The sequence below is a fragment of the Paenirhodobacter sp. genome (assembly GCF_047600745.1).
Taxonomy (GTDB): Bacteria; Pseudomonadota; Alphaproteobacteria; order Rhodobacterales; family Rhodobacteraceae; genus Rhodobacter.
The window spans coordinates 276960-299447 of sequence record NZ_JASGKI010000002.1 but is presented as its reverse complement, the minus strand read 5'-3'; the positions used below and the strand labels follow the sequence as shown (position 1 = coordinate 299447).

Annotated in this window: 19 protein-coding genes and 2 pseudogenes; 10 read left to right on the top strand and 11 right to left on the bottom strand. The window is 66.6% G+C overall.

Annotation, left to right across the window (positions count from 1 at the left end; translation table 11 throughout):
* Positions 1–19 precede the first annotated feature (19 nt).
* The 4 genes from QM789_RS05860 to QM789_RS05845 all read left to right on the top strand — a co-directional run bounded on the left by QM789_RS05860 (position 20) and on the right by QM789_RS05845 (position 3085).
* Positions 20–919: a dihydrodipicolinate synthase family protein gene (locus tag QM789_RS05860; RefSeq protein WP_420351025.1), complete on the top strand. Its 900-nt coding sequence runs from the start codon at positions 20–22 to the stop codon at positions 917–919.
* Positions 916–1398, top strand: a complete 483-nt coding sequence (locus tag QM789_RS05855; RefSeq protein WP_420351024.1) for a glutamine amidotransferase-related protein — start codon at positions 916–918, stop codon at positions 1396–1398. The genes QM789_RS05860 and QM789_RS05855 overlap by 4 nt, the downstream gene beginning before the upstream one ends.
* Positions 1399–1865: 467 nt before the next feature.
* Entirely contained in the window at positions 1866–2183 is a 318-nt protein-coding gene (locus tag QM789_RS05850; RefSeq protein ID WP_420351023.1) for a hypothetical protein, read from the top strand.
* A gap of 29 nt (positions 2184–2212) precedes the next feature.
* The gene (locus QM789_RS05845) at positions 2213–3085 is read left to right on the top strand and encodes an L-lactate permease (RefSeq protein ID WP_420351022.1); all 873 of its coding nucleotides are present in this window, start codon (positions 2213–2215) and stop codon (positions 3083–3085) included.
* Positions 3086–3945: 860 nt separating this feature from the next.
* Here QM789_RS05845 and QM789_RS05840 read toward each other — a convergent pair.
* Positions 3946–4424 (bottom strand): annotated as a pseudogene (locus QM789_RS05840) (IS630 family transposase); the annotation flags it as partial.
* On the opposite strand from QM789_RS05840, the gene QM789_RS05835 reads away from it, so the two are divergent.
* Positions 4424–4774 carry an aldolase/citrate lyase family protein gene (locus QM789_RS05835; RefSeq protein WP_420351021.1) on the top strand — a complete coding sequence of 117 codons (351 nt, stop codon included), beginning with the start codon at positions 4424–4426 and terminating at the stop codon, positions 4772–4774. The pseudogene QM789_RS05840 and the gene QM789_RS05835 sit on opposite strands and share 1 nt — an antisense overlap.
* Here the strand turns inward: QM789_RS05835 and QM789_RS05830 are convergent.
* A complete protein-coding gene (locus QM789_RS05830) occupies positions 4678–5604 on the bottom strand; it encodes a LysR family transcriptional regulator (RefSeq protein WP_420351020.1) in 927 nt (308 codons plus the stop codon). The genes QM789_RS05835 and QM789_RS05830 overlap by 97 nt on opposite strands.
* A 155-nt stretch (positions 5605–5759) precedes the next feature.
* Between QM789_RS05830 and QM789_RS05825 the strand changes: the two genes are divergently transcribed.
* The 3 genes from QM789_RS05825 (at position 5760) to QM789_RS05815 (ending at position 10414) form a co-directional block, all read left to right on the top strand.
* Entirely contained in the window at positions 5760–7640 is a 1881-nt protein-coding gene (locus QM789_RS05825; protein ID WP_420351019.1) for a bifunctional sugar phosphate isomerase/epimerase/4-hydroxyphenylpyruvate dioxygenase family protein, read from the top strand.
* A 498-nt stretch (positions 7641–8138) separates the two neighbouring features.
* Positions 8139–9524, top strand: coding sequence for an MFS transporter (locus QM789_RS05820; protein WP_420351018.1), 1386 nt, complete (start codon positions 8139–8141; stop codon positions 9522–9524).
* Positions 9525–9580: 56 nt separating this feature from the next.
* Positions 9581–10414 (top strand): shikimate dehydrogenase family protein, encoded by an 834-nt coding sequence (locus QM789_RS05815; protein WP_420351017.1) that lies wholly within the window; start codon positions 9581–9583, stop codon positions 10412–10414.
* Here QM789_RS05815 and QM789_RS05810 read toward each other — a convergent pair.
* Positions 10408–10761 (bottom strand): hypothetical protein, encoded by a 354-nt coding sequence (locus QM789_RS05810; protein ID WP_420351016.1) that lies wholly within the window; start codon positions 10759–10761, stop codon positions 10408–10410. The two genes, QM789_RS05815 and QM789_RS05810, sit on opposite strands and share 7 nt — an antisense overlap.
* 8 nt (positions 10762–10769) lie before the next feature.
* The gene (locus QM789_RS05805; protein WP_420351154.1) at positions 10770–12602 is read right to left on the bottom strand and encodes a TonB-dependent receptor; all 1833 of its coding nucleotides are present in this window, start codon (positions 12600–12602) and stop codon (positions 10770–10772) included.
* A gap of 696 nt (positions 12603–13298) precedes the next feature.
* Here QM789_RS05805 and QM789_RS05800 point away from each other — a divergent pair.
* Positions 13299–14363, top strand: a complete 1065-nt coding sequence (locus tag QM789_RS05800) for an aminotransferase class V-fold PLP-dependent enzyme (RefSeq protein WP_420351015.1) — start codon at positions 13299–13301, stop codon at positions 14361–14363.
* Between the two features lie 741 nt (positions 14364–15104).
* Here QM789_RS05800 and QM789_RS05795 read toward each other — a convergent pair.
* Positions 15105–15362: pseudogene (locus QM789_RS05795) on the bottom strand (IS110 family transposase); the annotation flags it as partial.
* Between the two features lie 261 nt (positions 15363–15623).
* Between QM789_RS05795 and QM789_RS05790 the strand changes: the two are divergent.
* Positions 15624–15839, top strand: a complete 216-nt coding sequence (locus tag QM789_RS05790) for an NAD(P)H-hydrate dehydratase (RefSeq protein WP_420351014.1) — start codon at positions 15624–15626, stop codon at positions 15837–15839.
* Positions 15840–16019: 180 nt separating this feature from the next.
* Here QM789_RS05790 and QM789_RS05785 read toward each other — a convergent pair whose 3' ends face one another.
* From QM789_RS05785 to folD, 6 genes are all read right to left on the bottom strand, one after another.
* Positions 16020–16967 (bottom strand): ABC transporter permease, encoded by a 948-nt coding sequence (locus tag QM789_RS05785; protein ID WP_420351013.1) that lies wholly within the window; start codon positions 16965–16967, stop codon positions 16020–16022.
* A gap of 10 nt (positions 16968–16977) precedes the next feature.
* Positions 16978–18216 (bottom strand): ABC transporter permease, encoded by a 1239-nt coding sequence (locus tag QM789_RS05780; RefSeq protein ID WP_420351012.1) that lies wholly within the window; start codon positions 18214–18216, stop codon positions 16978–16980.
* A gap of 62 nt (positions 18217–18278) precedes the next feature.
* Entirely contained in the window at positions 18279–19361 is a 1083-nt protein-coding gene (locus tag QM789_RS05775; RefSeq protein WP_420351011.1) for an ABC transporter substrate-binding protein, read from the bottom strand.
* A 98-nt stretch (positions 19362–19459) separates the two neighbouring features.
* A complete protein-coding gene (locus QM789_RS05770; protein WP_420351010.1) occupies positions 19460–20563 on the bottom strand; it encodes an ABC transporter ATP-binding protein in 1104 nt (367 codons plus the stop codon).
* 86 nt (positions 20564–20649) lie between these two features.
* On the bottom strand, positions 20650–21534 hold the full coding sequence (purU, locus tag QM789_RS05765) for a formyltetrahydrofolate deformylase (RefSeq protein ID WP_420351009.1): 885 nt from the start codon (positions 21532–21534) through the stop codon (positions 20650–20652).
* A 78-nt stretch (positions 21535–21612) separates the two neighbouring features.
* Complete coding sequence (folD, locus tag QM789_RS05760; protein WP_420351008.1) at positions 21613–22488, bottom strand: bifunctional methylenetetrahydrofolate dehydrogenase/methenyltetrahydrofolate cyclohydrolase FolD; 876 nt, start codon at positions 22486–22488, stop codon at positions 21613–21615.

Genomic DNA, 22488 nt, shown 5'->3' with positions numbered 1-22488 from the left:
TCATTTCAGGGGTAACATCATGATTCCGCCGCGCGGCTTGACCGCCTATCCGATCACGCCCATGGACCGCACCGGTCGGGTCGATGCCACCGCCCTGCGGATGCTGATCGCGCGGCTGGTCGCGGCGCGGGTCGATGGCATCGGCCTGCTTGGCAGCACCGGCAGCTATATGTATCTGACGCGCGAAGAACGCCGCCGCGCCTTGGAGGCCGCGCTGTCCGAGGCCGATGGCCTGCCCGTCCTCGCCGGTGTGGGCGCGCTGCGCACCGACGAGGCGATCCGGCTCGCGCAGGACGCGAAGGCCATCGGCGTAACAGCCGGTCTGCTGGCAGCGGTGTCCTATACGCCGCTGACCGAAGACGAGGTGTTCGGGCATTTTTCCACTGTGGCGCGGGAAGGCGGCCTGCCGATCATCCTCTACGACAACCCCGGCACCACGCATTTCCGTTTCACCCCGGACCTGCTGCACCGGCTGTCGCGGGTGCCTGGCATCCTGGGCGTGAAGAACCCCACCACCGACGCGGCAGAAACCCGGCGCACCCTTGAAGAACAGCGCGGCTTCGCCCCGCCCGGCTTCTCCATCGGCTTCAGCGGCGACTGGAACGCCACCGAGGCGATGATTGCCGGGGCCGATGCCTGGCACAGCGTGCTGGCGGGCCTGATGCCCCGGGCCTGCCTGGAAATCACCCGCGCCGCCGCGCGCGGCGATGCCGACGAGGCCCGGCGCCTCGACGCCACGCTGGCGCCCCTGTGGGACATGTTCCGCCAGCATTCCAGCCTGCGCGTGGTCCATACCCTTGCGGATATGCTTGGCATCTGCCGCGCTGAACCGCCGCGCCCGATCCTGCCCTTGCCCGAGGCGATCCGACGCCAGCTTGCCGAAACCCTCGCCCACCTGCCCAAGGACATTCTCCTGTGACAAGAACCGCCCTCGCCATCCGCCACGTCCCTTTCGAGACCCTCGGCACGTTCGAGGAAGTGCTGGAGGATACCGGCTATTCCCTGCGCTATGCCGATGTCGCAGCCGGGGATATCGCCGCCCTCGACCCGCTGGCGCCGGACCTGCTGGTTGTCCTCGGCGGCCCGGTCGGGGTCTACGAGGCGGACACCTATCCGTTTCTGGAAACGGAACTGGCGCTGATCTCGCGGCGGCTTGCGGCGGGCCTGCCGATGCAGGGCATCTGCCTTGGCGCACAACTGATCGCGGCAGCGCTTGGCGCGAGGGTGGCCCCGACCGGGATCAAGGAAATCGGCTTCGCGCCCATCGACCTGACCGATGCCGGGCAGCGCGGCCCGCTGCGCCACCTTGTCGGCCTGCCCGTCCTGCACTGGCACGGCGACGCCTTCGCGCTGCCCGAGGGCGCGGAGCTGCTGGCGACGACGGCGGTGGCCAACTAGGCCTTCTCGGTCGGGGCCAATCTGCTGGCGCTTCAGTTCCATCCCGAAGCCGATACCAGCCACGACCTCGAAGCCTGGCTGATCGGCCATGCCGCCGAACTGGCCGCCGCCGGCATCGACCCGCGCGAAATCCGCAAGGCGGCGCGCGAACACGGGCCAGCCCTGCGCGAGGCCGGGGCGGCAGCTTTCCGCGAATGGCTGGCGGGGCTGGACCATTCGCGCCCGAACGCCTGAGGACGGACATTGCTCTACCTTGTCTGGGCCCTGCCTGCGCTGGCGGTGATCGGCGCGCTCGCCAGCGGCCGGGCCGGGACGCTGGCCGCCGCGCTGATCGGGCTGGTCCTGGCGCTGCTGGTCGCCCTGACCACCGGTTCCCCCTGTCCGAGGCCGCCCATGCGCTGGCCCGGGGCGCCTGGATCGGCTGGATCATCACCCCTTATATTCTGGGCGGGCTGCTGTTCTGGCAGATGGCGATCCGCCCCGGCGATGCCGCCATGCCGGTCGAGACCACGCGGCCCGACCCCCGCGCCCGCCGCCGCCTGCTGTTCACCGCCTGCTTCCTGATCGGCCCCTTCGCGGAATCGGTCACCGGCTTCGGGGTCGGCATCATCGGCACCATGATGCTGATGCGCCGCCTGGATGTGCCGCCCGTGCCGCTGCTGGCCTTCAGCCTGCTGAGCCAGACCATGATCCTGTGGGGCGGCATGGGCAGCGGCGCCATCGTCACCGCCGCCTTCGCCCGCACCGATCCCACCACGCTGACCGCCTGTTCTTCGCCGCGCTGAACCTGCTCTGGCTGCCGCTCTACTGGCGCATGGCCGATCGCGCCGGCATCGCCGCGGGCTGGCGCGGGAGGGCCGGCGAGGCCGGGTGGCTGGCCCTCGGCCTGACGACGGTGATCCTGGCGACGGCGCTGCTCGGCCCCGAGGTGGCGATGCTGGCCGCCTATGGCCCGCTCATCGTGCTGCGCTACCTGGCGGACGAACGCCCGGATCGCGCCCAGATCCGCCGCGCCCTTGGCCGCATGGCGCCCTTTGCCCTGTTGATCGGCTGGCTGGTCCTGACCCGCCTGCTGCCGGGGCTGAAGGACTTCCTGGAACAGACCGGCCGCATCGCCCCCTTCAGGGGCACCCCGGCATGGCCGCCCCTGTTCCACGCCGGCACCTGGCTGGTGGTCGCGGCGGTCCTGACCGGCTGGCTGCGCGGCCATGCCGCCGCCTTTCCCACCGAGATCCGCGCGGCCTGGAGGACCGGCCGCCTTGCCGTTCTGACCATCCTGACGTTCTCGATGATGGCCGAGCTTCTCTCCGGCTCGGGCATCGCCGGGAGCCTGGCCAGCGGGCTGTTCGAGGCGCTTGGCCGCTGGTCGATCCTGCTCACGCCGCTGATCTCGGCCGTCTTCGGCGCGCTGGCCAACAGCGGCAACGCGGCCAACGGGCTGTTCATGGGGTCGCAGGCCAGCCTCGCGACCAAGGCCAGCCTGAACCTCGGCGCGGTCATCGCGCTGCAACATGCCGCCGCGCTGTCGCTCAACATGGTCTCGCCGGTGCGCATGGCGATCGTCTGCGGCCTCGCCGGTACGCCGCGCCGCGAGCGGGATGCCTATCGCGCCATGGCCCCCTTCGCCGCCGTGGCCGTCGCCCTGCTGCTGGCCGTGTCGCTGATGGTCGTACTGGGGGGCCCGTGAAACATCGCCTGCATTGCGGTTCGTTCGACGCAAGCGCGCAGGCCCACCGTGACACAACCGGCGTAGACCCGGAGGTCGGGACGATACATAAGCGCGCTGCCGCTGGTTACGGTTTGCCTCGTGGCCCCGACCATCGGCAGTGCCCGCCGCGTGACCAGCCGAAAGATCAGAAATTACATCACCCCACGGCGTGACCCTGAGCGCTTCTTCATATTCGGCAGGCTCCAGAAGGTCGCCATCCGCATACACGGTGGGCCAAATCTCGAAACCGTCTCCGACAAAAACCGCAGCGCTCACCACGATTTGCTCATAAGTCTGGCCTGCACACCTCTCCGTTGATTGATTATAGGTGATGGATCTGGGGTTTTGTTGGCTTCGCCCCGCAGGGTTTCGATGCTTTGGCCAGAAACCTTGCGATTTCAGGTTACCGACCAAGCCCCATTCCCGCGCCCCTGAACAAGACGACCAACCATTGGGTGCCGTGGGAGCTGGGAACGCCGGTCAAGCCAAGGGGCTCAGCAAAATGGTGGTTCGCCAAGATGCCCGGACACGCCATCGGGCAACATGACTTTGGAATGGATAGCCCCGTGCTTCTGCCAGTCATGCGGATCCACCGAACCAATAGACCTCCAGCACCTGTTCTTGAAGGGCGCGTATATCCTGTCGTTCGAGAGAGCTTGCTTCCGTGCCATCTTCATCCCACCGCAGTGTCCTTTAGGAACCCTTATTTTGTCCCGCGGCGACATTGACCCATTAGCCGCATATTCTTGGTGTTCCGAGTCTGACGCTTGCTGCCGATTTCCGCAGATATCATCGAGCGCGTCGATGACCCTGCGCTCTCGCCTGAGGATATCTTCGGCCGAGGCGCTGGTGAGCGTGAAGTGCAGCCTGAAACGCGGAATTTCCAGCCAGGCCATGACCTCGGGCGTCTGTGGGTCGCGTAGTTGTCGCGCACGAAATGAATGTCGCGCGGCTTGCGGACCGCCCGGTCGATCCGGCGCAGGAAGCTCAGAAACTCCTTAGCCCGGTGGCGGGGCATGCAGTCGCCGATCACCATGCCCGATTTCACGTCGAGCGCAGCGAACAGGGTGGTCGTGATCATGGGTCATGGTGGCCGCGCGGCCCTTCTTCAGCGGCAGGCCGGGCTGGGTCCGGTCGAGCGCCTGGATCTGCGACTTTTCATCGACACAGAGAACAACCGCCCGCGCTCGGGCGGGTCGAGGTAAAGGCCGACGATCTCGGTCACCTTCTCCTCGAACAGCGGATCGTTCGAAACCTTGAAGCTGCGCGTAAGGTGCGGCTTGAGCCCCGCTTCCGCCCAGATACGGCCCACGCTCGATGGTGAATTCGGCCGCCGTCGCCGCGACCCGCTATCCGCCGCGCGGCATCTCGGGGCTCACGCGGGGGACGGGCTTTGGCCGGATCGCGGATTATGCCGCACGGGCGGAGGACGCGCGGTGCCTGCCGGTGCAGATCGAGACCCGCGCGGCGCCGGACCGGATCGAGGAAATCGCGGCTGTCGAGGGCGTGGACGGCATCCTCGCCCGGCACAGCGAAACCCTGCTGAAGGGCTTCCGGACCTGCCCCCCCCGTCAGACCGTCGGGGAATCCCAGCCCTCGCGCGCCACGGTGGCCGTCAGTTCGCGTCGGAAGCGGCCGATGGTATATTCAGCGAAACTGGAGAGTTGACGATCCTTTTTCGTCACCACCCAGGCGGTGATGCCTGCGCCCTCGACCAGCGGACGGCGCACCACGCCGGGCATGTAGACCTCGGCCACCGAGAATTCGTCGATGATCGCCACCCCCAGCCCGTGGCGCACCAGGCTGACCACGGTCTGCGCGAACCGTCCGCGCATCGAATAGCGCGGCTCGACCCCCGCGGTGCGGAAGGGCTGCGCCAGGATCGCGCCGTAGGGATCCGAGGGATCGACGCCGACGAAGGGCTCGCGCGCCAGTTCATGCACCGAGATCGCCGGTTTCGCCGCCAGCGGATGCCCCTCGGGCACGATGGCGACCAGCCGGCCATGCGCCAGCGGCGCGCTCGACAGCGCCGAATTCTCGATCGCCGAACTCATCAGCACGAATTCGCCGCGTTCGAGCAGCAGGTAATCCGCCGTCTCCTCGATCTTCAGGATGTTCAGGTCGATGAAGAGGTCGGGAAAGCGCGCGCGCACGCCCCGGATCGCCCGCGCCGCGATGAACTGCGCGATCGACGGCGCCGAGGCGAAGCACAGCCGTACATCCTCGCCCTTGCGCAGCGAGGCAACGGCGATGTTCAGGTTCTCCATCTGGCGGTGGACCTGATGCACCATCTCGAAGATCGCCGCCGCCTCGGTCGAGGGCACGAACAGGCCCGCCTTGCGCTCGAACAGCCGGATGCCCAGCGAGTCCTCGGTATGCCTGATCAGCCGGGAAATACCGGGGGAGGACACGTTCAGCAGCTTGGCCGCGCCCTGGATCGTTCCGGCCATCATCACGGCGCGGATCACTTCGACCTGGCGGAGAGTCAGTTCCTTCATGGGGCGATCCTAGCGGGGCAGGCGGCGAATTTCGCGGAAAAAGTCACCGCGCCGCGCAGTTCCGACTTAACATGATGTTATTCTGCACGATAAAACGGCATTTGTCGTTACGCCCGTTCCTTGCGATCCTTGCCACATCAGCGAAAGGGAGCGGGATGAAAACCTCGATTGCCACCGTGTCGATTTCGGGCAGTTTCACCGAGAAGCTCGACGCGATCCAGCGGGCCGGTTTCGACGGGATCGAGATCTTCGAGCAGGATTTCCTCGCCTCGGATTTCACCCCGCGCGAGGTGGGCCGCATGGTGCGCGACCACGGGCTGGAGATCACGCTGTTCCAGCCGTTCCGCGATTTCGAGGGCCTGCCCGAACCGCTGCGCCGCCGCGCCTTTGCCCGCGCCCAACGCAAGTTCGACCTGATGGCCGAACTGGGCACGGATCTGGTGCTGTTCTGCTCCTCGACCCATCCCGAGGCGCTTGGCGGCATCGACCGCGCCGCCGACGATTTCCGCGAACTGGGCGGGATCGCGGCCGAACGCGGCATCCGCGTCGGCTATGAGGCGCTGTGCTGGGGCCGCCACGTCAACGACCACCGCGACGCGTGGGAGATCGTGCGCCGCGCCGATCACCCGAACATCGGCCTGATCCTCGACAGCTTCCACACCCTGGGCCGCAGGCTGGACCCCGACAGCATCCGCCGCATCCCCGGCGACCGCATCTTCTTCGTGCAACTGGCCGATGCGCCGCTGATCGACATGGACCTGCTGTATTGGTCGCGCCATTTCCGCAACATGCCGGGCGAAGGCGACCTGGACGTGACGGGCTTCACCCGCGCGGTCATGGCCACGGGCTATGCCGGGCCGCTGAGCCTTGAGATCTTCAACGACCAGTTCCGCTCCGGCCTGCCGCGGCTGGTGGCCCGTGACGGCCATCGCAGCCTGATCGGGCTGATGGACCGCGTGCGCCGGGCCGAACCGGCCTGTGCGCCGGACCTGCCCGCGTTCCCCGCCCCCGCCCCGGTCGAGCGGGTCGAGTTCATCGAATTCGCCACCGCGGCCAGGGATGCCGGGCCGCTGGAAACGCTGCTCGCCGCGGCCGGTTTCGCCCGGGCCGGTCAGCATCAGAGCAAGCGCGTGGCCCTGTGGCGGCAGGGTGGCGTCAACCTGCTGATCAATACCGAACCGCAGGGCTATGCGCACAGCGCCTGGCTCACCCATGGCACGGGCGTGTCCGAAATCGCGCTGACCGTCCCGGATGCCCGCGCCGCCTTCGCGCGCGCGGTGGCGCTTGGTGCCGAGCCCCATGTGGCGCCCCATACCGCGCGGGAACTGGAAATCCCCGGCATCTGCGGCGCCGGGAACAACGTGATCCGCCTGCTGGACCGGCAAAGCGATCTGGCCCGGATCTGGGAGGTGGATTTCGCCATCGACACCCCCACGCCGCAGGGCGCCGGGCTGAGCGGCGTCGATCATCTGGGCCAGACCATGGCCTATGACGAAATGCTCAGCTGGTCGCTGTTCTATACCTCGCTGTTCACGGCGGAAAAGGCGCCGATGGTCGATGTCGTGGATCCTGACGGGCTGGTGCGCTCTCAGGCGATCCGGGCGGGCGGGCTGCGCATCACCCTGAACGGCGCCGAGGCGCGGCACACGCTGGCCGGGCAGTTCCTGCAAGAGACCTTCGGCGCCTCGGTCCAGCACATCGCCTTTGCCAGCGATGACATCTTCGCCTCCGCCGCCGAAATGGCCGCGCGCGGCTTCCCCTTCCTGCGGATCGGGGCGAATTACTATGACGATGTAGAAGCCCGTTTCGGTCTGGACCCGGAGTTCACCGCCCGGCTGCGCGCGCATAACATCATGTATGACGAGGATGCGGGCGGGCAGTTCCTGCAATTCTATTCGACCGCCCTGCCCGGCGGCTTCTTCCTGGAAATCGTGCAGCGGCGCGGCGGTTATGGCGGTTATGGCGCGCCGAACGCCCCGTTCCGCATCGCCGCGCAAAAGCGGACCATGCAGCCGAAGGGGATGCCCCGGGCCTAGGCGACGGCCGGGGCCTGCACCAGAGGCGGCATCGGGCGGTGGATCACGGGCGGAACGCCGATCAGCGTATCGCGGCCCGACGTTTCCACTATATGGAACATGATTCAAATGTAAAAACATCTTCCATTTTAACATCCACTGTGACAAGTTGCCCCACACATCGGGCGAGGGGGGAGGATCGCGCATGATTTCGACGAAGACGGGGACCGGCGGCGATGTCCGGCCCTTCGGTGCCTGCGAAACGACCGGCGCCGATCTGCGGCGGGCAGCGGGCGGAAACGGCGTGGTCTTCCATCGCCGATCCCGCCATCCGGCCGATGTGCGGATCCGTTTCCTGCCGGAAACCGGCGGCCTCGCCGACAGCCGACACCGGTTCCGCAGATTAACATCATGTTATCAGGAGTCGAAAACCGGTCTTTGACGTTACGACAAGGCTTTGCGACTTTGCCATGAACCGCGCGGAGGAATAGGCGCGGTCAGTTTCGGGGAGGAGAACCCATGACCTCATCAACAACCGCTTCGGCGGGCCGGAGTCAGTCGAGCAAGGCAGCCGCCAGCGGCTGGATCGGCTCGGCTCTGGAATATTACGACTTCTTCATCTACGCGACCGCCGCTTCGCTGGTATTCCCGCAGGTGTTCTTCCCGTCCGACAACCCGCGCACGGCGATCGTCGCCTCGCTGGCGACCTATGGCGTGGGCTATATCGCCCGCCCGGTCGGGGCCTTCGTGCTGGGCCATTGGGGCGATACGCATGGCCGCAAGAACGTGCTGATCCTGTGCATGTTCCTGATGGGGATCTCGACGCTGCTGGTCGGCCTGCTGCCCACCTATGCGCAGGTCGGCATGCTGGCGCCGATCCTGCTGGTGCTGCTGCGTCTGGTGCAGGGCTTCGCCGTCGCGGGCGAGATTTCGGGCGCAAGCTCGATGGTGATGGAACACGCGCCCTTCGGACGGCGCGGCTTCTTCGCCAGCTTCACGCTGCAAGGTGTGCAGGCGGGCCAGATCCTGGCCGCCGCCGTCTTCCTGCCGCTGGCCCATTTCATGCCCGACGAAGCGTTCAACAGCTGGGGCTGGCGCATCCCGTTCCTGCTGTCCTTCGTCGTCATCGTCGCCGGCTGGATCATCCGCCGCGAGGTGGACGAGACCCCCGCCTTCCAGCAGGAGGAAGCCGCCCACGCCACGCCGAAATCCCCGGTGATCGAGGCGATCCAGACCAGCTGGCCCGACATGATCCGCGTGGTCTGCATGGCGCTGATGAACACGATCCCGGTCGTCGCCACCGTCTTCGGCGCGGCCTATGCGGTGCAGGCGGCCTATGGTATCGGCTTCCACAAGGACGTGTATCTGTGGATCCCGGTTCTGGGCAACATCCTCGCCTGTCTCGTCATCCCGATCGTGGGCAACCTGTCGGACAGGATCGGCCGCCGTCCGCCGATCATCATCGGCGCCCTCGGCTCGGGCCTGCTGGCCTTCGGCTATCTCTACGCGATCTCGATCCATTCGGTACCGCTCGCCATCCTGATGTCGCTGCTGATGTGGGGGCTGGTCTATCAGGGCTACAACGCGATCTTCCCGAGCTTCTTCCCCGAACTGTTCCGCACCCGGACCCGCGTGTCCTCCATGGCGATCTCGCAGAACGTGGGCACCACGATCACCGCGCTGCTGCCCGCGCTGTTCGCGACCGTGGCGCCTCCGGGCTCGGCCAATGTCTGGCTGGTGGTGGGCTCGATCGCCTTCGCGATCACGGTCATCGCCGCCGCCGCAGCCTGGTCCGCGCGTGAAACCTACCGTGTCCGCATGGAGGATCTGGGCAATCCCGACGCCGTTCCGGTGCCGCGCGCCGAATATGACCGGCTGCGCGCCGAAGCGCTGGCAAAGCGCTGACACCACGGACCCGGCCCTTCGGGGCCGGTCCCCATCCAGACGAAAGGTCAGGACAGATGATCAGCGGAACCACCCGGCTCATCGCGCATGTGGGCTATCCGACCCATACCTTCAAATCCCCGATGATCTACAACCCGTGGTTTCAGGCCCGCGGCATCGACGCCGTGGTGGTCCCCATGGGCTGCAAGGCCGAGGATTACCCCCAGTTCATCCGCCTGCTGTTCCGGCTGTCGAACATCGGCGGCGCGCTGATCACCATGCCGCACAAGGTCACGACACAGGCGCTGGCCGACCGGGTTTCGGTGACGGCCCGGATCGCGGGCGCGGCCAATGGCCTGCGGCTCGGGCCGGACGGCGCGCTTGAGGCCGACATGTTCGACGGCGAGGGCTTCGTGCGCGGCGTGCTGAACAAGGGCCAGCCGGTTCAGGGCCGCTCGGCGCTGGTGGTGGGCGCGGGCGGCGTCGGCTCGGCCATCGCCGCATCGCTGGCCAGGGCGGGCGTGGCGCGGCTGGCGCTGTTCGATCCGAACGCCGCCACGGCGCAGGCGCTGGCCGGGCGCATTGCCGCCGCCTATCCGGGGATCGCGCTGCAAACCGGCTCGAACGATCCGGCGGGGTTCGATCTGGTGGTGAATGCCTCGCCGCTGGGGATGAACGCGGACGATCCGCTGCCGCTGGACCCCGCGCGCATCGACCCCACCGCCTTTGTCGGCGAGGTGGTGCTGAAGACCGAGATCACCCCCCTGCTCGCCGCCGCGCGCGCCCGTGGCTGCCGCTATCAGATCGGCACCGACATGCTGTTCGAACAGATCCCGGCCTATCTGGAATTCTTCGGCTTCCCGAAGCCCAGCGTCGCCGAACTGCGCGAAGGCGCCGCGATCCGCTATTGAACGACCGACTGGCCCGAGCGCGCGCAATAGCTGCGGCGCGCGCCCTCGCGGACCTCCCGGCACGGCGCATCCTGCGCGAGCGGGGTGACGGTGAAAGTCTCCCCCACCAGATCGACGCGGTAGCGGTTGGTTTCGGCGCTTTCGGGCATGCCATGCACGAAGGGCGTCAGGCGCAGGTCGCTCTGCCCGCACAGCGCCAGGATCGGCGGGCGGCCGGCCCCCGTCAGAATGGTGGTGACCGCATCGCGGTTCGCCTCGCATTCCACCATGTCATCGGTCGCGGACAGCGTGACCCGGACCGAACCGTCCTGCATCGTCGTGAGCACCAGAAGCGCGATTTTCAGCATGGTTCACCTCAGAAAGCATAGGTCATGAAGAGGCTGAGCGACCGCTCCGCCCCCGGCATCTGGGCATAGGGGGTATAGCTGCGGTCGGTCAGGTTGTTCAGTTCCGCGACCAGCGACAGCCCGTTGCCAAGCCGCATGTCGCCGCGCAGGTTCAGCGTGCCATAGCCCGCCGCCCTCGACACCACGGCCCCGCTGTCGTCGCGGTATTTCACCCCGGTTTCGCCGCGCAGAAAGACGTCGAGCGTGCCCGTCGTCTCGCCGAGTTGCCAATCCTGCCGCAGCCCGATCCGCCCGGAAAAACCGGGGGTGCCGCTGTCGCCCGTGGTGTAGCCGTTGGCATATTCCAGTTCGCGCCGCATCGCCGTGACCGAGGCATAGGGCGTCAGGCCGGAGGCCAGCCGATGCTCCGCAACCAGTTCCAGCCCCCAGCTCCGCGCCCGGTCGACGTTTTCATAGGTGCCAACAGGGTCGCGCAGGACCGAGGCGATATAGTCCCGCGCATCGGTATAGAACAGCGCCGCGTCCAGCGAGGCATTCCCATAATCCAGCCGGGCGCCCAGTTCATAGGTGGTGGCGCGTTCGGGCTTCAGGTCGGGGTTGCCGACGATGGTCTGTCCGCCGCCGGTGGTGGTCAGGAACAACTGCCCGAGCGCCGGATAGACATAGCCCTGCGAGATGTTGCCGCGCAGGCTCAGCGTTTCGTCGGGCGCCCAGACCAGCCCGGCCGAGCCCAGCAACAGATCGTCGGATTTGTCCGCACCCGGGCGCGCGGTGCCGTTCTCGACCGACTTGTCCAGCCTGGCCCGGACCTTGTACCAGCGCAGGCCCGCCGTCGCGGTCAGGTCATGGCCGAGCCGCTGTTCGTGCTGCGCGAACAGCGACAGGGTGCGGATCCCGGCATCGTCATGGCGCAGCGACCGGCGCGGGAAGGGCAGCATCGGCAGGGTGGTGATACTGGTCTTGTTCGCGACCAGCCCGTCGTCTTCGTATTCCAGCCCGGCGACGGTGCGGCTGCTGTCGGTCAGGGACATCTCGCCGCGCAGGTTCAGCCCATAGGTCTCCTGCTTGTCGAGCGAGGTCGATTGCACCCGCACCGGCCCCATCCGCACATCGTTGCGGAAATCGCGGTCGATGGTCTGGCGATACAGATCGACGCTCAGCCGGTCCAGCCAGGGGGTCAGGGCGGTGCCCTCGTAGAACAGCCCGTATTTGCGCAGGTCGCGCTTCGGCAGAGAGATCAGGAACCCCGGATCGCCGGTGTGGACATTCGCCGCCAGATCAAAGCGCTGCGCCTTCAGCCCGAAATAATGCTTGCCCTGCCGGTAGCCCAGATGCGCCGACAGGTTGCGGTCGTTGACATCGGAGCGCTCCAGCACCCCGTCCGGGGTCCGCCGGTCGCCCTGATCCATCCGCCCGTAGCTGAGCCGATAGTCGAACGCACCCAGCGTCCCCGCCGCCGAGACAGAGCCGCGATAGCCCTCGGTCGCCGACATCCAGCCCGCCGTCGCGGTGACTTCGAGCGGTTTTTGCGCGCCCTTTTTGGTGATCACGTTGATGACCCCGCCGATGGCCCGGCTGCCCGACACGACCGAGGACGAGCCGCGCACGATCTCGATCCGCTCGATGGTGGTCGGATCGACCAGCACCGGCTGGCCGTAATTGGTGTGGTCGGTCAGGTGCTGGCCGTCGATCAGCACCGCCACCCGGCGCGCGCTTTCGCCCCGGATCGAGATCCGCTCGATGCCCTCCTCGCTGACCTGCACCCCCGGCACGTCGCGCAGCAGCTGCGCGATCGACACCGGCGGCGCGCGGCGCAGGGCCTCGCCCTCGATGACCGAGATCGAGGCCGGATTTCAGCCGCACCTCGGTCGGCAGGCCGGTCCCGATGATGGTGATCGTGTCCAGCACCACGGGCTCGGCGTCCTGCGCCAGAAGCGGCGCGGTCAGGCCCAATGTCACGGGCAGGGCGAACAGCGGCGAAACGCGGAGCATGACGGATCCTTTCTCTGGAACAGAACGGACCTGGCGTCATGCTGGGATGCGGGCCGATTCGCTGGCCCCGCCCGAACTGGATAGTCAGGACGCCAAGGCCGCGCAAGCCACCGGCGCAGGGATCGCCGGTCCGTCACCCGCGCGCCACATGGGGCATAGGGTCGCGGCCCCGTCCGGGCGTTCAGCCCCGATAAGTGGGTCGGATTGGCTGGCGCGGAGTGTCCGGAATGGCGGAGAGCACAGGCGGGATGTCCACAAGGCGCCGATCCCGGTGGCGGTTGCGCGGGTCTGGAATATCCCGCATAGCTCCGGTCGCTGGGGTCCGGATCGCCGCGCCGGACCTGACGCCATGGACCGGAAGGGCGGCTGAGCCGGAACGCCAGACCTTCATCACCTTACACAGCCAGATATGGCGATGAAGGCGGACTGAACCGCGCGCCCCGGATTGCGACCCAACGGCGGCAGATGCGCCACCAATGTATTGTGATGCAATCCTGTGCTGGATCGGCCAGAGTTCTGCACTCAGAACCGTTCGGGGGATACCTATGCCAATCTATCTGAATGCTGGTGGGCACGGTCTTCCCTCCGCCGAAACGCTGGAACGGCAGAGATCGCAGCTTCAGGCCGAGATACGGGATGGCACGGTTGCCGCCGCCGAGGGCGCCACCGCGGCCGTCGCGCAGGTCCGCACCTGCGCGGCGCGGCTGCTGGGAACCGGCCCTGCCCGGATCGCTCTGGGAAACACCACCTCCCAATTCTGGCTGGCGGCACTGGCGCGGCTGCCCCTCGCCCGGCGGCGCGTGCTGGTCGCGCCCCATGAATGGGGCAGTCATGTCCGCTATTTGCAGCAGATCGCCCCTGACCTCGGGCTGACGCTGGAGCCGATCCCCGAGGCCGAGGCAATGGACCCTTCGGCCTGGGCCGCCCGGATGGATCAGGATCTGGCTGCGATCGTCCTGCCCCATGTGACCAGCGTGCAGGGGCTGATCTATCCGGTCGCGGAAATCGGCGCTCTGCCGCGCCCCGATACCACCCTGCTGGTGGTCGATGCGGCCCAGTCGGTCGGGCGCGTGCCCGCGACACTGCCGGAGCTGAACTGCGACGTATTGGTCGCCACGGCCCGGAAATGGCTGCGCGGACCACGCGCGACTGCGATGATGGCGCTGTCACCCCGGGCCGAGGTCCTGCTGGGCCGGGCCGCAACGATAGAACCGATGGATGCGAATGTGATGCTGCGGCTGGGCATGGGTGCGGCGCTGGCGCAGACGCTGGATCAGGGCGTGACCGCGATTGCCGCCGAACTGTCGCAGATCAGCGAGACCTTTCGCGACACGCTGGGACAGCACGCGGAACTGGCCCAGTGGCTGGAGGCAGGCACACCCGCCGTCAGGACCGCGCCGGGCCATATTACACTGTCCGTTCCGGCTGCCCGCTGCGCGGCGGTGGACGCCCGCCTGACAGCGGCCGGGATCAGGGCCAAATGGGCGAACCCGGCCGGGGAGGAGCCGCTTTCTGCGGCGGCGAACGGCAGCCGCATCCTGCGCATTACCCCGCATCAATATAATACCGCCGCCGATGCCAAGGCCCTCGCGGCAGCACTGACGGGATAGAGGGCGGGGCGCCGCGTCGGCCTTGCTCCGGCGAGCTTGGTGCTGTCGTTCGATGCGCGTTGCGCGGGTGGCCGCTTTTCTGGTTTCTTGCGGCTCGATGCCGTAACGCCAACAGACGCCTTCCGCCCTCTTGTTCGAGCACACGCCACCGCGAAGGCAGGAACCGCTGCGATAGATGATGTCTGCGCGCCCACCTTCGCAATCTGGATGCGCGACGTCCCGATCCCGGAGATCGAGCCGGGAACCGTCGTTCGGCCCTCTCACCCGAACCGTGTATGGATGGCTCCCATGTGGCAAGGAGGTTCTGTGATCCTCGGGCCATGTCTTCGGCGTCTCGTCTGCGGTGTGCCCGCGCGCCCTGATGGATGTCTGCGTCTGGCCCGGGGCCCAATCAATGGCAGCGCTCCGGTTCGACCGGGGTGTCCCAATCTCTTGTCCGTCAGCTTGCCATCATCTCACGCTGCCCGCGCCATATCGGTCAGGCCGCGCGCGACCCTGATCGCATTGGATTACGCGGCCCGCCAGGCTTCGCCGGTTCTCAGCAGTGCCCAGACGGCCCGCGCCATGCGGTTGGCGACCTTCAACGGTTTCGCCCTGATCAGGCCACCCAGCCTATCGTCGCCGGGATGCGCGCTGTCGTGTCGGTGATCGGCCCGATGAGCAGATCGAGCGGCAGGCGCTTCGGCATCATTCGTCGGCCTATGCGGCGGCACCGCAGCCGCGGTCCTCCTCACCACCCGTCTTGCCATGCTTGACGAAGGGCCTGACACAGGATGGTGGAATGAAACCTCATGGCCGAACTTCGCAAGTTCCCGCCCCCCGGCACAGAGACCCATGCCGATCAGGCACGGGTGCAAACGAGAAGAACAAGAGCCTCTGCACCCGCCGGATGACGACCGATCCCGCAGCATCAACAGCATGCACTTGGATCGAAGAGGCGCCGAAGGCGACAAACACGTTCCTGGCCAGATCGAGGCCGACCGTGGCAATCTCCTTCATGGGTCAGATGACAGCAGCCAATGTGGCTCAGTGCGATGCCGGAAGCGGGAGCCAGCCACTCCATCAGTGGCGCCACGATGGACGACCGTTCCCTCGACAACCTCGCCACTCACCGCAACAAGGAGGCCGCCGACGCTCTGCGCTTTACCAATGCCATTTCGATAGAGGATGAGATCAGGACTGTAGGGGCTGGAGGCAAAAGAAAAGCGCCGGGCGGGCGATTTTTCCCGAGCAACGGAACAAGAACCGAGCCTTGGGCGGGTGCGTGAGATGGCACCCTGGCTTGCGACGGCGGGTTCTGGTGATGTTCTGAGCGGGATCATTGTCGGGTTGCTGGCGCGGGGGGCGGAGCCGTTCGAGGCTGCCTGCGCCGCCTGTTGGCTGCATGCGGCGGCGGCACGGGCCTTTGGGCCGGGCCTGATCGCGGAGGATCTGCCCGACCTGCTGCCCGGGGTGTTTCGGGATCTGGGTCTGTAGCGGGGATTGCGCCGCCTTCGGCGCCTGCTTTTTGTTGCGCGGCTTTTGGCGTTGGCCGCTTTTGGCGCCGCCGAAGGCGGCGCCACCGGGCGCCACCGTCAGGTGGCGCAACCTGTCATTCCCTCCCCCGCGCCTCATCGCGCTGCGCGAGGGCGCACCACAGGCGGCGCGGGGGCTGTGTCAGCTGCTGATGCCGCGCAGGCGTTCGGAGCGGCGGCGCAGGAGCTCGACGGTGGTCAGCAGCAGGATCGAGATCACCACGAGCAGCGTCGCCACCGAGAGGATCGCCGGGCTGATCTGTTCGCGGATGCCGTTCCACATCTGCCGCGGGATGGTCTGCTGATCGGGGCTGGCGATGAACAGCACGGCCACCACTTCGTCGAAGGAGGTGACGAAGGCAAACAGCGCCCCCGACACCACGCCCGGCAGGATCAGCGGCATCACCACGCGGAAGAAGGCGACCCGCGGATTGGCGCCGAGGCTCGCCGCCGCGCGCACCAGCGACTGATCGAAGCCCGAGAGCGTCGCCGTCACGGTGATGATCACGAAGGGAATGCCGAGCGCCGCATGCGCCATGATGATCCCCAGATAGGAGCCCGCGAGCCGCATCCAGCCCACGCCCTCGGTGCTCGGATAGGGCACCTGCGTCGCCGAGTAGAAGAAGAACATCCCCGTCGCCGAAATGATGATCGGCACGATCATCGGCGAGATCAGCACCGCCATGATCTGCTTGCGACAGGGCATTTCCGGCCGCGTCAGGCCAAGCGCCGCGATGGTGCCGAGCGTGGTGGCCAGCAGCGTCGCGAAGATCCCGATGATGACCGAATTCTTCGCCGCCCGCATCCAGGCCGCGTTGTTCCAGAAATCCGCCCAAAAGGCGCCGTCGCGCGGGGCATCGGGGCTTTGCATGCCGAAGGTGATCAGCCGGTCATACCAGCGCAGGCTGTAGGCATCGGGATCGCCGCGCATCATGCCGGAGGAGAAGGTGAAATAGGGCTCGGCGTTGAAGCTGAGCGGGATGACGATGATGATCGGCGCGATCAGGAACAGGAAGATCAGCGTGCAGATCACCAGATAGGTCACGCGCCAGGCGCGTTCGAGGGGGGATGCGTAGACGGGAAGCGCCATGGGTTTCTCCTCAGCCCAGCTTCATCTTGTCGATGCCGACGAGGCGGTCGTAGATCCAGAAGAAGACCAGCACGATCACCAGCAGGATCGCCGACAGCGCCGCCGCGAGCGACCAGTTGAGCGACTTCTGCATGTGGAAGGCGATCATGTTCGAAATCATCTGCCCGTCGGCGCCGCCGACCAGCGCGGGGGTGATGTAGTAGCCCATCGCCAGGATGAAGACCAACAGCCCCCCCGCCCCGATGCCCGGCATCGTCTGCGGCAGATAGACCCGGCGGAACGCCGTCCATGACGTTGCGCCGAGCGAGCGCGCCGCGCGGACATAGCTCGGCGGGATCGTCTTCATCACCGAATAGAGCGGCAGGATGGTGAAGGGCAGCAGGATATGCGTCATCGCGATGATCGTGCCGGTCTTGTTGTACATCATCTGCAACCGCTGGCCGTTGTCGATCAGGCCGAGCCAGACCAGCAGGTCGTTGACCACGCCCTGTTGCTGCAACAGCACCATCCAGGCCGTCGTGCGCACCAGGAGCGAGGTCCAGAACGGCAGCAGAACCAGGATCATCAGCAGCATCGCATGCTTCAGCCTCACCGTCGCCAGCAGATAGGCGATCGGAAAGCCGATCAGCAGGCACAGCACGGTGATCTGCACCGACATCACGATCGTGCGCCAGAACAGCGTCTTGTAGACCGCCTGATCGCCGGAAACCTGAATGATCTTGCCGTTTTCGTCGCGCGTCATGTCGAGCGCGGCAAGGTAGAAGTCGATCGTATAGGCATGGGAGGCCGAGCGCATCGCGCGCCACAGGTTCCTGTCGCCCCACTTTTTATCCAGCGCGAGGATCGCCTCCCGATAGGGCGGTTGCAGCTTGTCCGCGTTGCGCGCCGAGGAGGTGAACAGCGACCGCGTGCCGGGCGCGTCGTAGTTGATCCGCGTGCCGGCGGAGCCCGCGGTCTTCTCCGCCTTCATCCGGGCGAGGTCGGAGGCCAGCGCGGCATAGGCGCTCTCGTCGATCTCGCTGCCCTGCGGATGCGCGTCGAACCATTCGCCAAGCGCGGGCGCCGCGCTGGAAAAGCCGTCGTTGTGGAACGATTGCATCAGCATCTGCCCGATCGGCACGATGAAGGTCACCGCGATGAACAGGAACAGCGGCAGCACCAGCAACAGCGCCCGGCGCCGGCGCACGGCCATCGAAGCCGCCAGCGCGGCCTTGAGCGGCTTGCCGTCGTCTGTGGTGAGGTCGGTCATTCGGTCTTCCCCGTGTCGGAAACCCCGCGGCCCGGCGGTGCGCGCCGGACCGCGGGATGGGCTCAGTTGGCGAGCCAGGAGTTGAAACGCTCGTTCAGCTCGGTGTCGTGATCGACCCAGAACTCGACCGAGGACGGCAGCGCCCTGACCAAATTCTCCGGCGCGGTGGGCATATGCGGCCCCATCTCGGTCACGCCATCCTCGAACAGGCCGACCAGCGGCGCCGAGGATTTCCGCGCCGGACCATAGGCGATGTATTTCGCCTGATCGGCGAGCTGCTGCGTCTGGGTCGCGAAGGCCAGGTATTGCTTCGCCAGTTCGAGGTTCGGCGCCCCCTTCGGGATCACATAGCCATCGAATTCATAGACCTGCCCGTCGAAGACGACCTTGAACGGCTTCTTCTCCGTCACCGCGGCGGCGAAGAAGCGCCCGTTGTAGGCGGTGGCCATCACCACCTCGCCATCGGCCAGCATCTGCGGCGGCTGGGCGCCCGCCTCCCACCAGATCATGTCCTTCTTGATCGTGTCGAGCTTTTTGAAGGCCTGATCGACGCCTTCGGGCGTGCCCAGCGTCTCATAGACCTTCTCGGGCGGAACGCCGTCCGCCATCAGCGCCATTTCCAGATTGACCTTCGCGCCCTTGCGCATGCCGCGCTTGCCGGGGAATTTCGCCGTGTCGAAGAAATCCTGAATGGTCGTGGGCTTGGCATCGGGGAATTTCGTCTCGTCATAGGCATAGGCGGTCGAGAACACGATGGTCGCGACGAAACAATCGGTCAGCGCGCCGGGCAGGAAATCCTCCGCCGCCGGGGTGCCATCGGGCGCGGGCTTCAGGATCGCCGGGTCGATCTCTTCCAGCAGCCCTTCGTCGCACAGCCGGATGCCATCGGCATATTCCACGTCCACCACGTCATAGGTGACGTTTCCGGCCTCGACCTGCGCCTTGATCGGCGCGGCGGGGTTGTCGGCGGAATCGGTCTTCACCGGGACGCCGGTCGCCGCGGTGAAGGGCTTCGCATAGGCCTCGACCTGGCTCTTCTCATAGGATCCGCCCCAGGACAGCACGGTGATCCCCTCGGCCAGCGACGCCCCCGCAAACCCCGCGGCGATCAGCGCCGTCGTGGCCAGCAGTTTCAGCTTGTTCATGATTGACTCCCCTGTTGGTGCATGAGACGACATTGCGTCATTGGTGGCCGCCTGCGCGGCAGGTGGCCCCGGGCCGCGGCCCGGAGCCTTTCGGATGGTCACGCCAGATCGAGCGCGCGGGCATCCTCGGGATGCCAGCCGATCATGACCTTCTGGCCGGGCGCAAGCCGGGTCTGGCCCAGCGTATTGCGGCATTTCATCACGAAATCCTCGATCCCCGCGACCTTCATCCGGACGCGGAAGATGTCGCCCATATAGACGACCTCGATCACCTCGGCCTCGATCTGATGGGCGTCCGGGGGCATCATCTCGGGCTTGAACTCGACCCGCTCGGGCCGGATCGAGACCAGCGTCTCCTGCCCGGTATGGCGGATGTTGACGGGCGTGGCGTCGATCAGCTCACCGGTCCGCAGCCGCACGGTGCATTTCCCGCCCTCCAGGCTCTCGACGGTGCCGGGCAGCTTGTTGTTCTCGCCGATGAACTGCGCGACGAAACTGTTCTTCGGGCGCTCATAAAGCTCATCGGGCGGCGCAAGCTGCTGGATCCGGCCGTCGTTGAACACCGCAACCCGGTCCGACATCGTGAGCGCCTCGCCCTGATCGTGGGTGACATAGACCACCGTGATCCCAAGACGGTCGTGCAGGGCCTTGATTTCAAACTGCATATGCTCGCGCAGCTGCTTGTCGAGCGCGCCGAGCGGTTCATCCATCAGCACCAGTTCCGGATCGAACACCAGCGCACGCGCCAGCGCGATCCGCTGACACTGCCCGCCCGACATCTGCGCCGGGCGGCGGCTGGCGAACTTGCCCATCTGCACCATGTCGAGCGCCCGGGTGACCTTCGCCTCCCGCTCCGACTTGCCCATCCCCCGCACCTCCAGCGGAAAGGACAGGTTCTCCGCCACCGTCATATGCGGAAACAGCGCGTAGTTCTGAAACACCATGCCGATGCCGCGCTTGTGCGGAGGCACATGGTTGATGTCGACACCGTTCAGCCGGATCTCCCCACGCGTCGCGGTCTCGAACCCCGCAAGCATCATCAGACAGGTCGTCTTCCCAGACCCCGAAGGCCCCAGCATCGTCAGAAACTCACCCTTGCCAATCGACAGGTTCAGATCCTTAACGACCAGAGAAACCCCATCATAGCTCTTCTGAACATGCTCGAACACGACAAAACTATCCGAAGGAGAACCGGGATACATTTTCATTCCTTGAACTGATCGGTGTGGAGGACATGGGACAGGCCCTCGGAAAGCATATCACTGGGCCTGAACGCGCGTGTTGACGCTCACCCCATTCTTTCTGACGCGTATGATCCTGGGGATGCTGGGAAGACAACGGTTTTGTTTCCGTTGAGGAAGACGCGTCTGTGGATGTGGGCGTGGATGGCGCGGGCGAGGACCTGGGCTTCGACGTCTCGTCCGAGGGAGACGTAGTCTTCGGGGGATTGGGCGTGGGTGACGCGGATGGTGTCCTGTTCGATGATCGGGCCTTCGTCGAGGTCGGCGGTGACGTAATGCGAGGTTGCGCCGATCAGTTTCACGCCGCGCTCATAGGCCTGTTTGTAGGGGTTCGCGCCTTTGAACGAGGGCAGGAAGGAGTGGTGGATGTTGATGATCCGGCCCGACATTTCGCGGCACATCTCGTCCGACAGAACCTGCATGTAGCGCGCGAGCACGATCAGTTCGGCGCCGGTTTCGTGGACGATGCGCATCTGTTCGGCCTCGGCGGCGGCCTTGTTTTCCTTCGTCACCCGGATGCAGTGGAAGGGGATGTCGTGGTTTACCACCACTTTCTGGTAGTCCATGTGGTTCGAGATCACCGCCACGATGTCGATCGGCAGGGCGCCGATGCGCCAGCGGTAGAGCAGGTCGTTGAGGCAGTGGCCGAAGCGGGAGACCATGATGACGACCTTCATCTTTTCCGCTTCGCCGTGGAATTGCGCTGTCATGTCAAAGGTTTCCGCGGTGGCGGCGAAGTCCTGCCGCAACTGTGCGAGGCCGAGGCCCTGTTCCGAGGCGAAGCTGACGCGCATGAAGAAGCGGCCGGTGAGGGTGTCGTCGAACTGCGAGCTGTCGGTGATGTTGCAGCCCTTGTCGGCGAGGTAGGTGGAGATCGCCGCGACGATGCCGCGCTTTGTCGGGCAGGTCACGGTCAGGCAATAGTCGGTCATCAGGGGCTCCTGTCGATGGGGGGTGGGCGCCGCGATGCCCCGTCGAGGGGCATGCGCGGCGCGAGGGGCCGGGGCCCCTCAGGCCGTCAGGCCCTCGGGTTCGGGCAGGTGGTGGGCGCGGCAGCAGGCGGTGAGGGTATTGGCCAGCAGGCAGGCGATGGTCATCGGGCCGACGCCGCCGGGGACGGGGGTGATGGCGCCGGCGATTTGGGCGGCGCCGGCGAAGTCCACATCGCCGACGAGGCGGGATTTGCCGTCCCGGATGATGCGGTTGATGCCGACGTCGATCACCGTGGCGCCCGGTTTGATCCAGTCCGCCTTGACCATTTCCGGCCGGCCGACGGCGGCGACGAGGATATCGGCGCGGCGGCAGACGTCGGGCAGGTTGCGGGTGCGGCTGTGGGCGATGGTCACCGTGCAGCTCTCGGCCAGCAGCAGCTGCGCCATCGGTTTGCCGACGATGTTGGAGCGCCCGATCACCACCGCGTCGAGGCCCGCGAGCGAGCCGAGCCGGTCGCGCAGCAGCATCAGGCAGCCGAGGGGCGTGCAGGGCACCATCGCCTTTTGCCCGGTGCCGAGCCGCCCGACGTTGAGGATATGGAAGCCGTCGACGTCCTTGGAGGGGTCGATGGCGTTGATCACCAGGTCGGCGTTGAGATGCGCGGGCAGCGGCAGTTGCACCAGGATGCCGTGCACCGCCGGGTCGGCGTTCAGCCGGTGGATCAGCCCGAGCAGGGCGGATTCGGACGTGTCCGCGGGCAGCCGGTGCTCAAAGCTGTTCATCCCGGCTTCGCGCGTCTGGATCCCCTTGTTGCGGACGTAAACCGCCGAAGCCGGGTCGTCCCCAACCAGCACCACCGCAAGCCCGGGGACCACGCCCAGACCCGAAACATGCCCCGCAACCCGGGCCCGAAGTGTCGCCGCGAAGCCCTTCCCGTCAATCATAACGCTCAT

Excerpts from the sequence above, each read along its gene's own strand:
- QM789_RS05860 (WP_420351025.1), top strand. The coding sequence starts at position 20 with ATGATTCCGCCGCGCGGCTTGACCGCCTATCCGATCACGCCCATGGAC.
- QM789_RS05850 (WP_420351023.1), top strand. The coding sequence starts at position 1,866 with ATGGCGATCCGCCCCGGCGATGCCGCCATGCCGGTCGAGACCACGCGG.
- QM789_RS05845 (WP_420351022.1), top strand. The coding sequence starts at position 2,213 with ATGGCCGATCGCGCCGGCATCGCCGCGGGCTGGCGCGGGAGGGCCGGC.
- QM789_RS05835 (WP_420351021.1), top strand. The coding sequence starts at position 4,424 with ATGGTGAATTCGGCCGCCGTCGCCGCGACCCGCTATCCGCCGCGCGGC.
- QM789_RS05830 (WP_420351020.1), bottom strand. The coding sequence starts at position 5,604 with ATGAAGGAACTGACTCTCCGCCAGGTCGAAGTGATCCGCGCCGTGATG.
- QM789_RS05825 (WP_420351019.1), top strand. The coding sequence starts at position 5,760 with ATGAAAACCTCGATTGCCACCGTGTCGATTTCGGGCAGTTTCACCGAG.
- QM789_RS05820 (WP_420351018.1), top strand. The coding sequence starts at position 8,139 with ATGACCTCATCAACAACCGCTTCGGCGGGCCGGAGTCAGTCGAGCAAG.
- QM789_RS05815 (WP_420351017.1), top strand. The coding sequence starts at position 9,581 with ATGATCAGCGGAACCACCCGGCTCATCGCGCATGTGGGCTATCCGACC.
- QM789_RS05810 (WP_420351016.1), bottom strand. The coding sequence starts at position 10,761 with ATGCTGAAAATCGCGCTTCTGGTGCTCACGACGATGCAGGACGGTTCG.
- QM789_RS05800 (WP_420351015.1), top strand. The coding sequence starts at position 13,299 with ATGCCAATCTATCTGAATGCTGGTGGGCACGGTCTTCCCTCCGCCGAA.
- QM789_RS05785 (WP_420351013.1), bottom strand. The coding sequence starts at position 16,967 with ATGGCGCTTCCCGTCTACGCATCCCCCCTCGAACGCGCCTGGCGCGTG.
- QM789_RS05780 (WP_420351012.1), bottom strand. The coding sequence starts at position 18,216 with ATGACCGACCTCACCACAGACGACGGCAAGCCGCTCAAGGCCGCGCTG.
- QM789_RS05775 (WP_420351011.1), bottom strand. The coding sequence starts at position 19,361 with ATGAACAAGCTGAAACTGCTGGCCACGACGGCGCTGATCGCCGCGGGG.
- QM789_RS05770 (WP_420351010.1), bottom strand. The coding sequence starts at position 20,563 with ATGTATCCCGGTTCTCCTTCGGATAGTTTTGTCGTGTTCGAGCATGTT.
- purU (WP_420351009.1), bottom strand. The coding sequence starts at position 21,534 with ATGACCGACTATTGCCTGACCGTGACCTGCCCGACAAAGCGCGGCATC.
- folD (WP_420351008.1), bottom strand. The coding sequence starts at position 22,488 with ATGAGCGTTATGATTGACGGGAAGGGCTTCGCGGCGACACTTCGGGCC.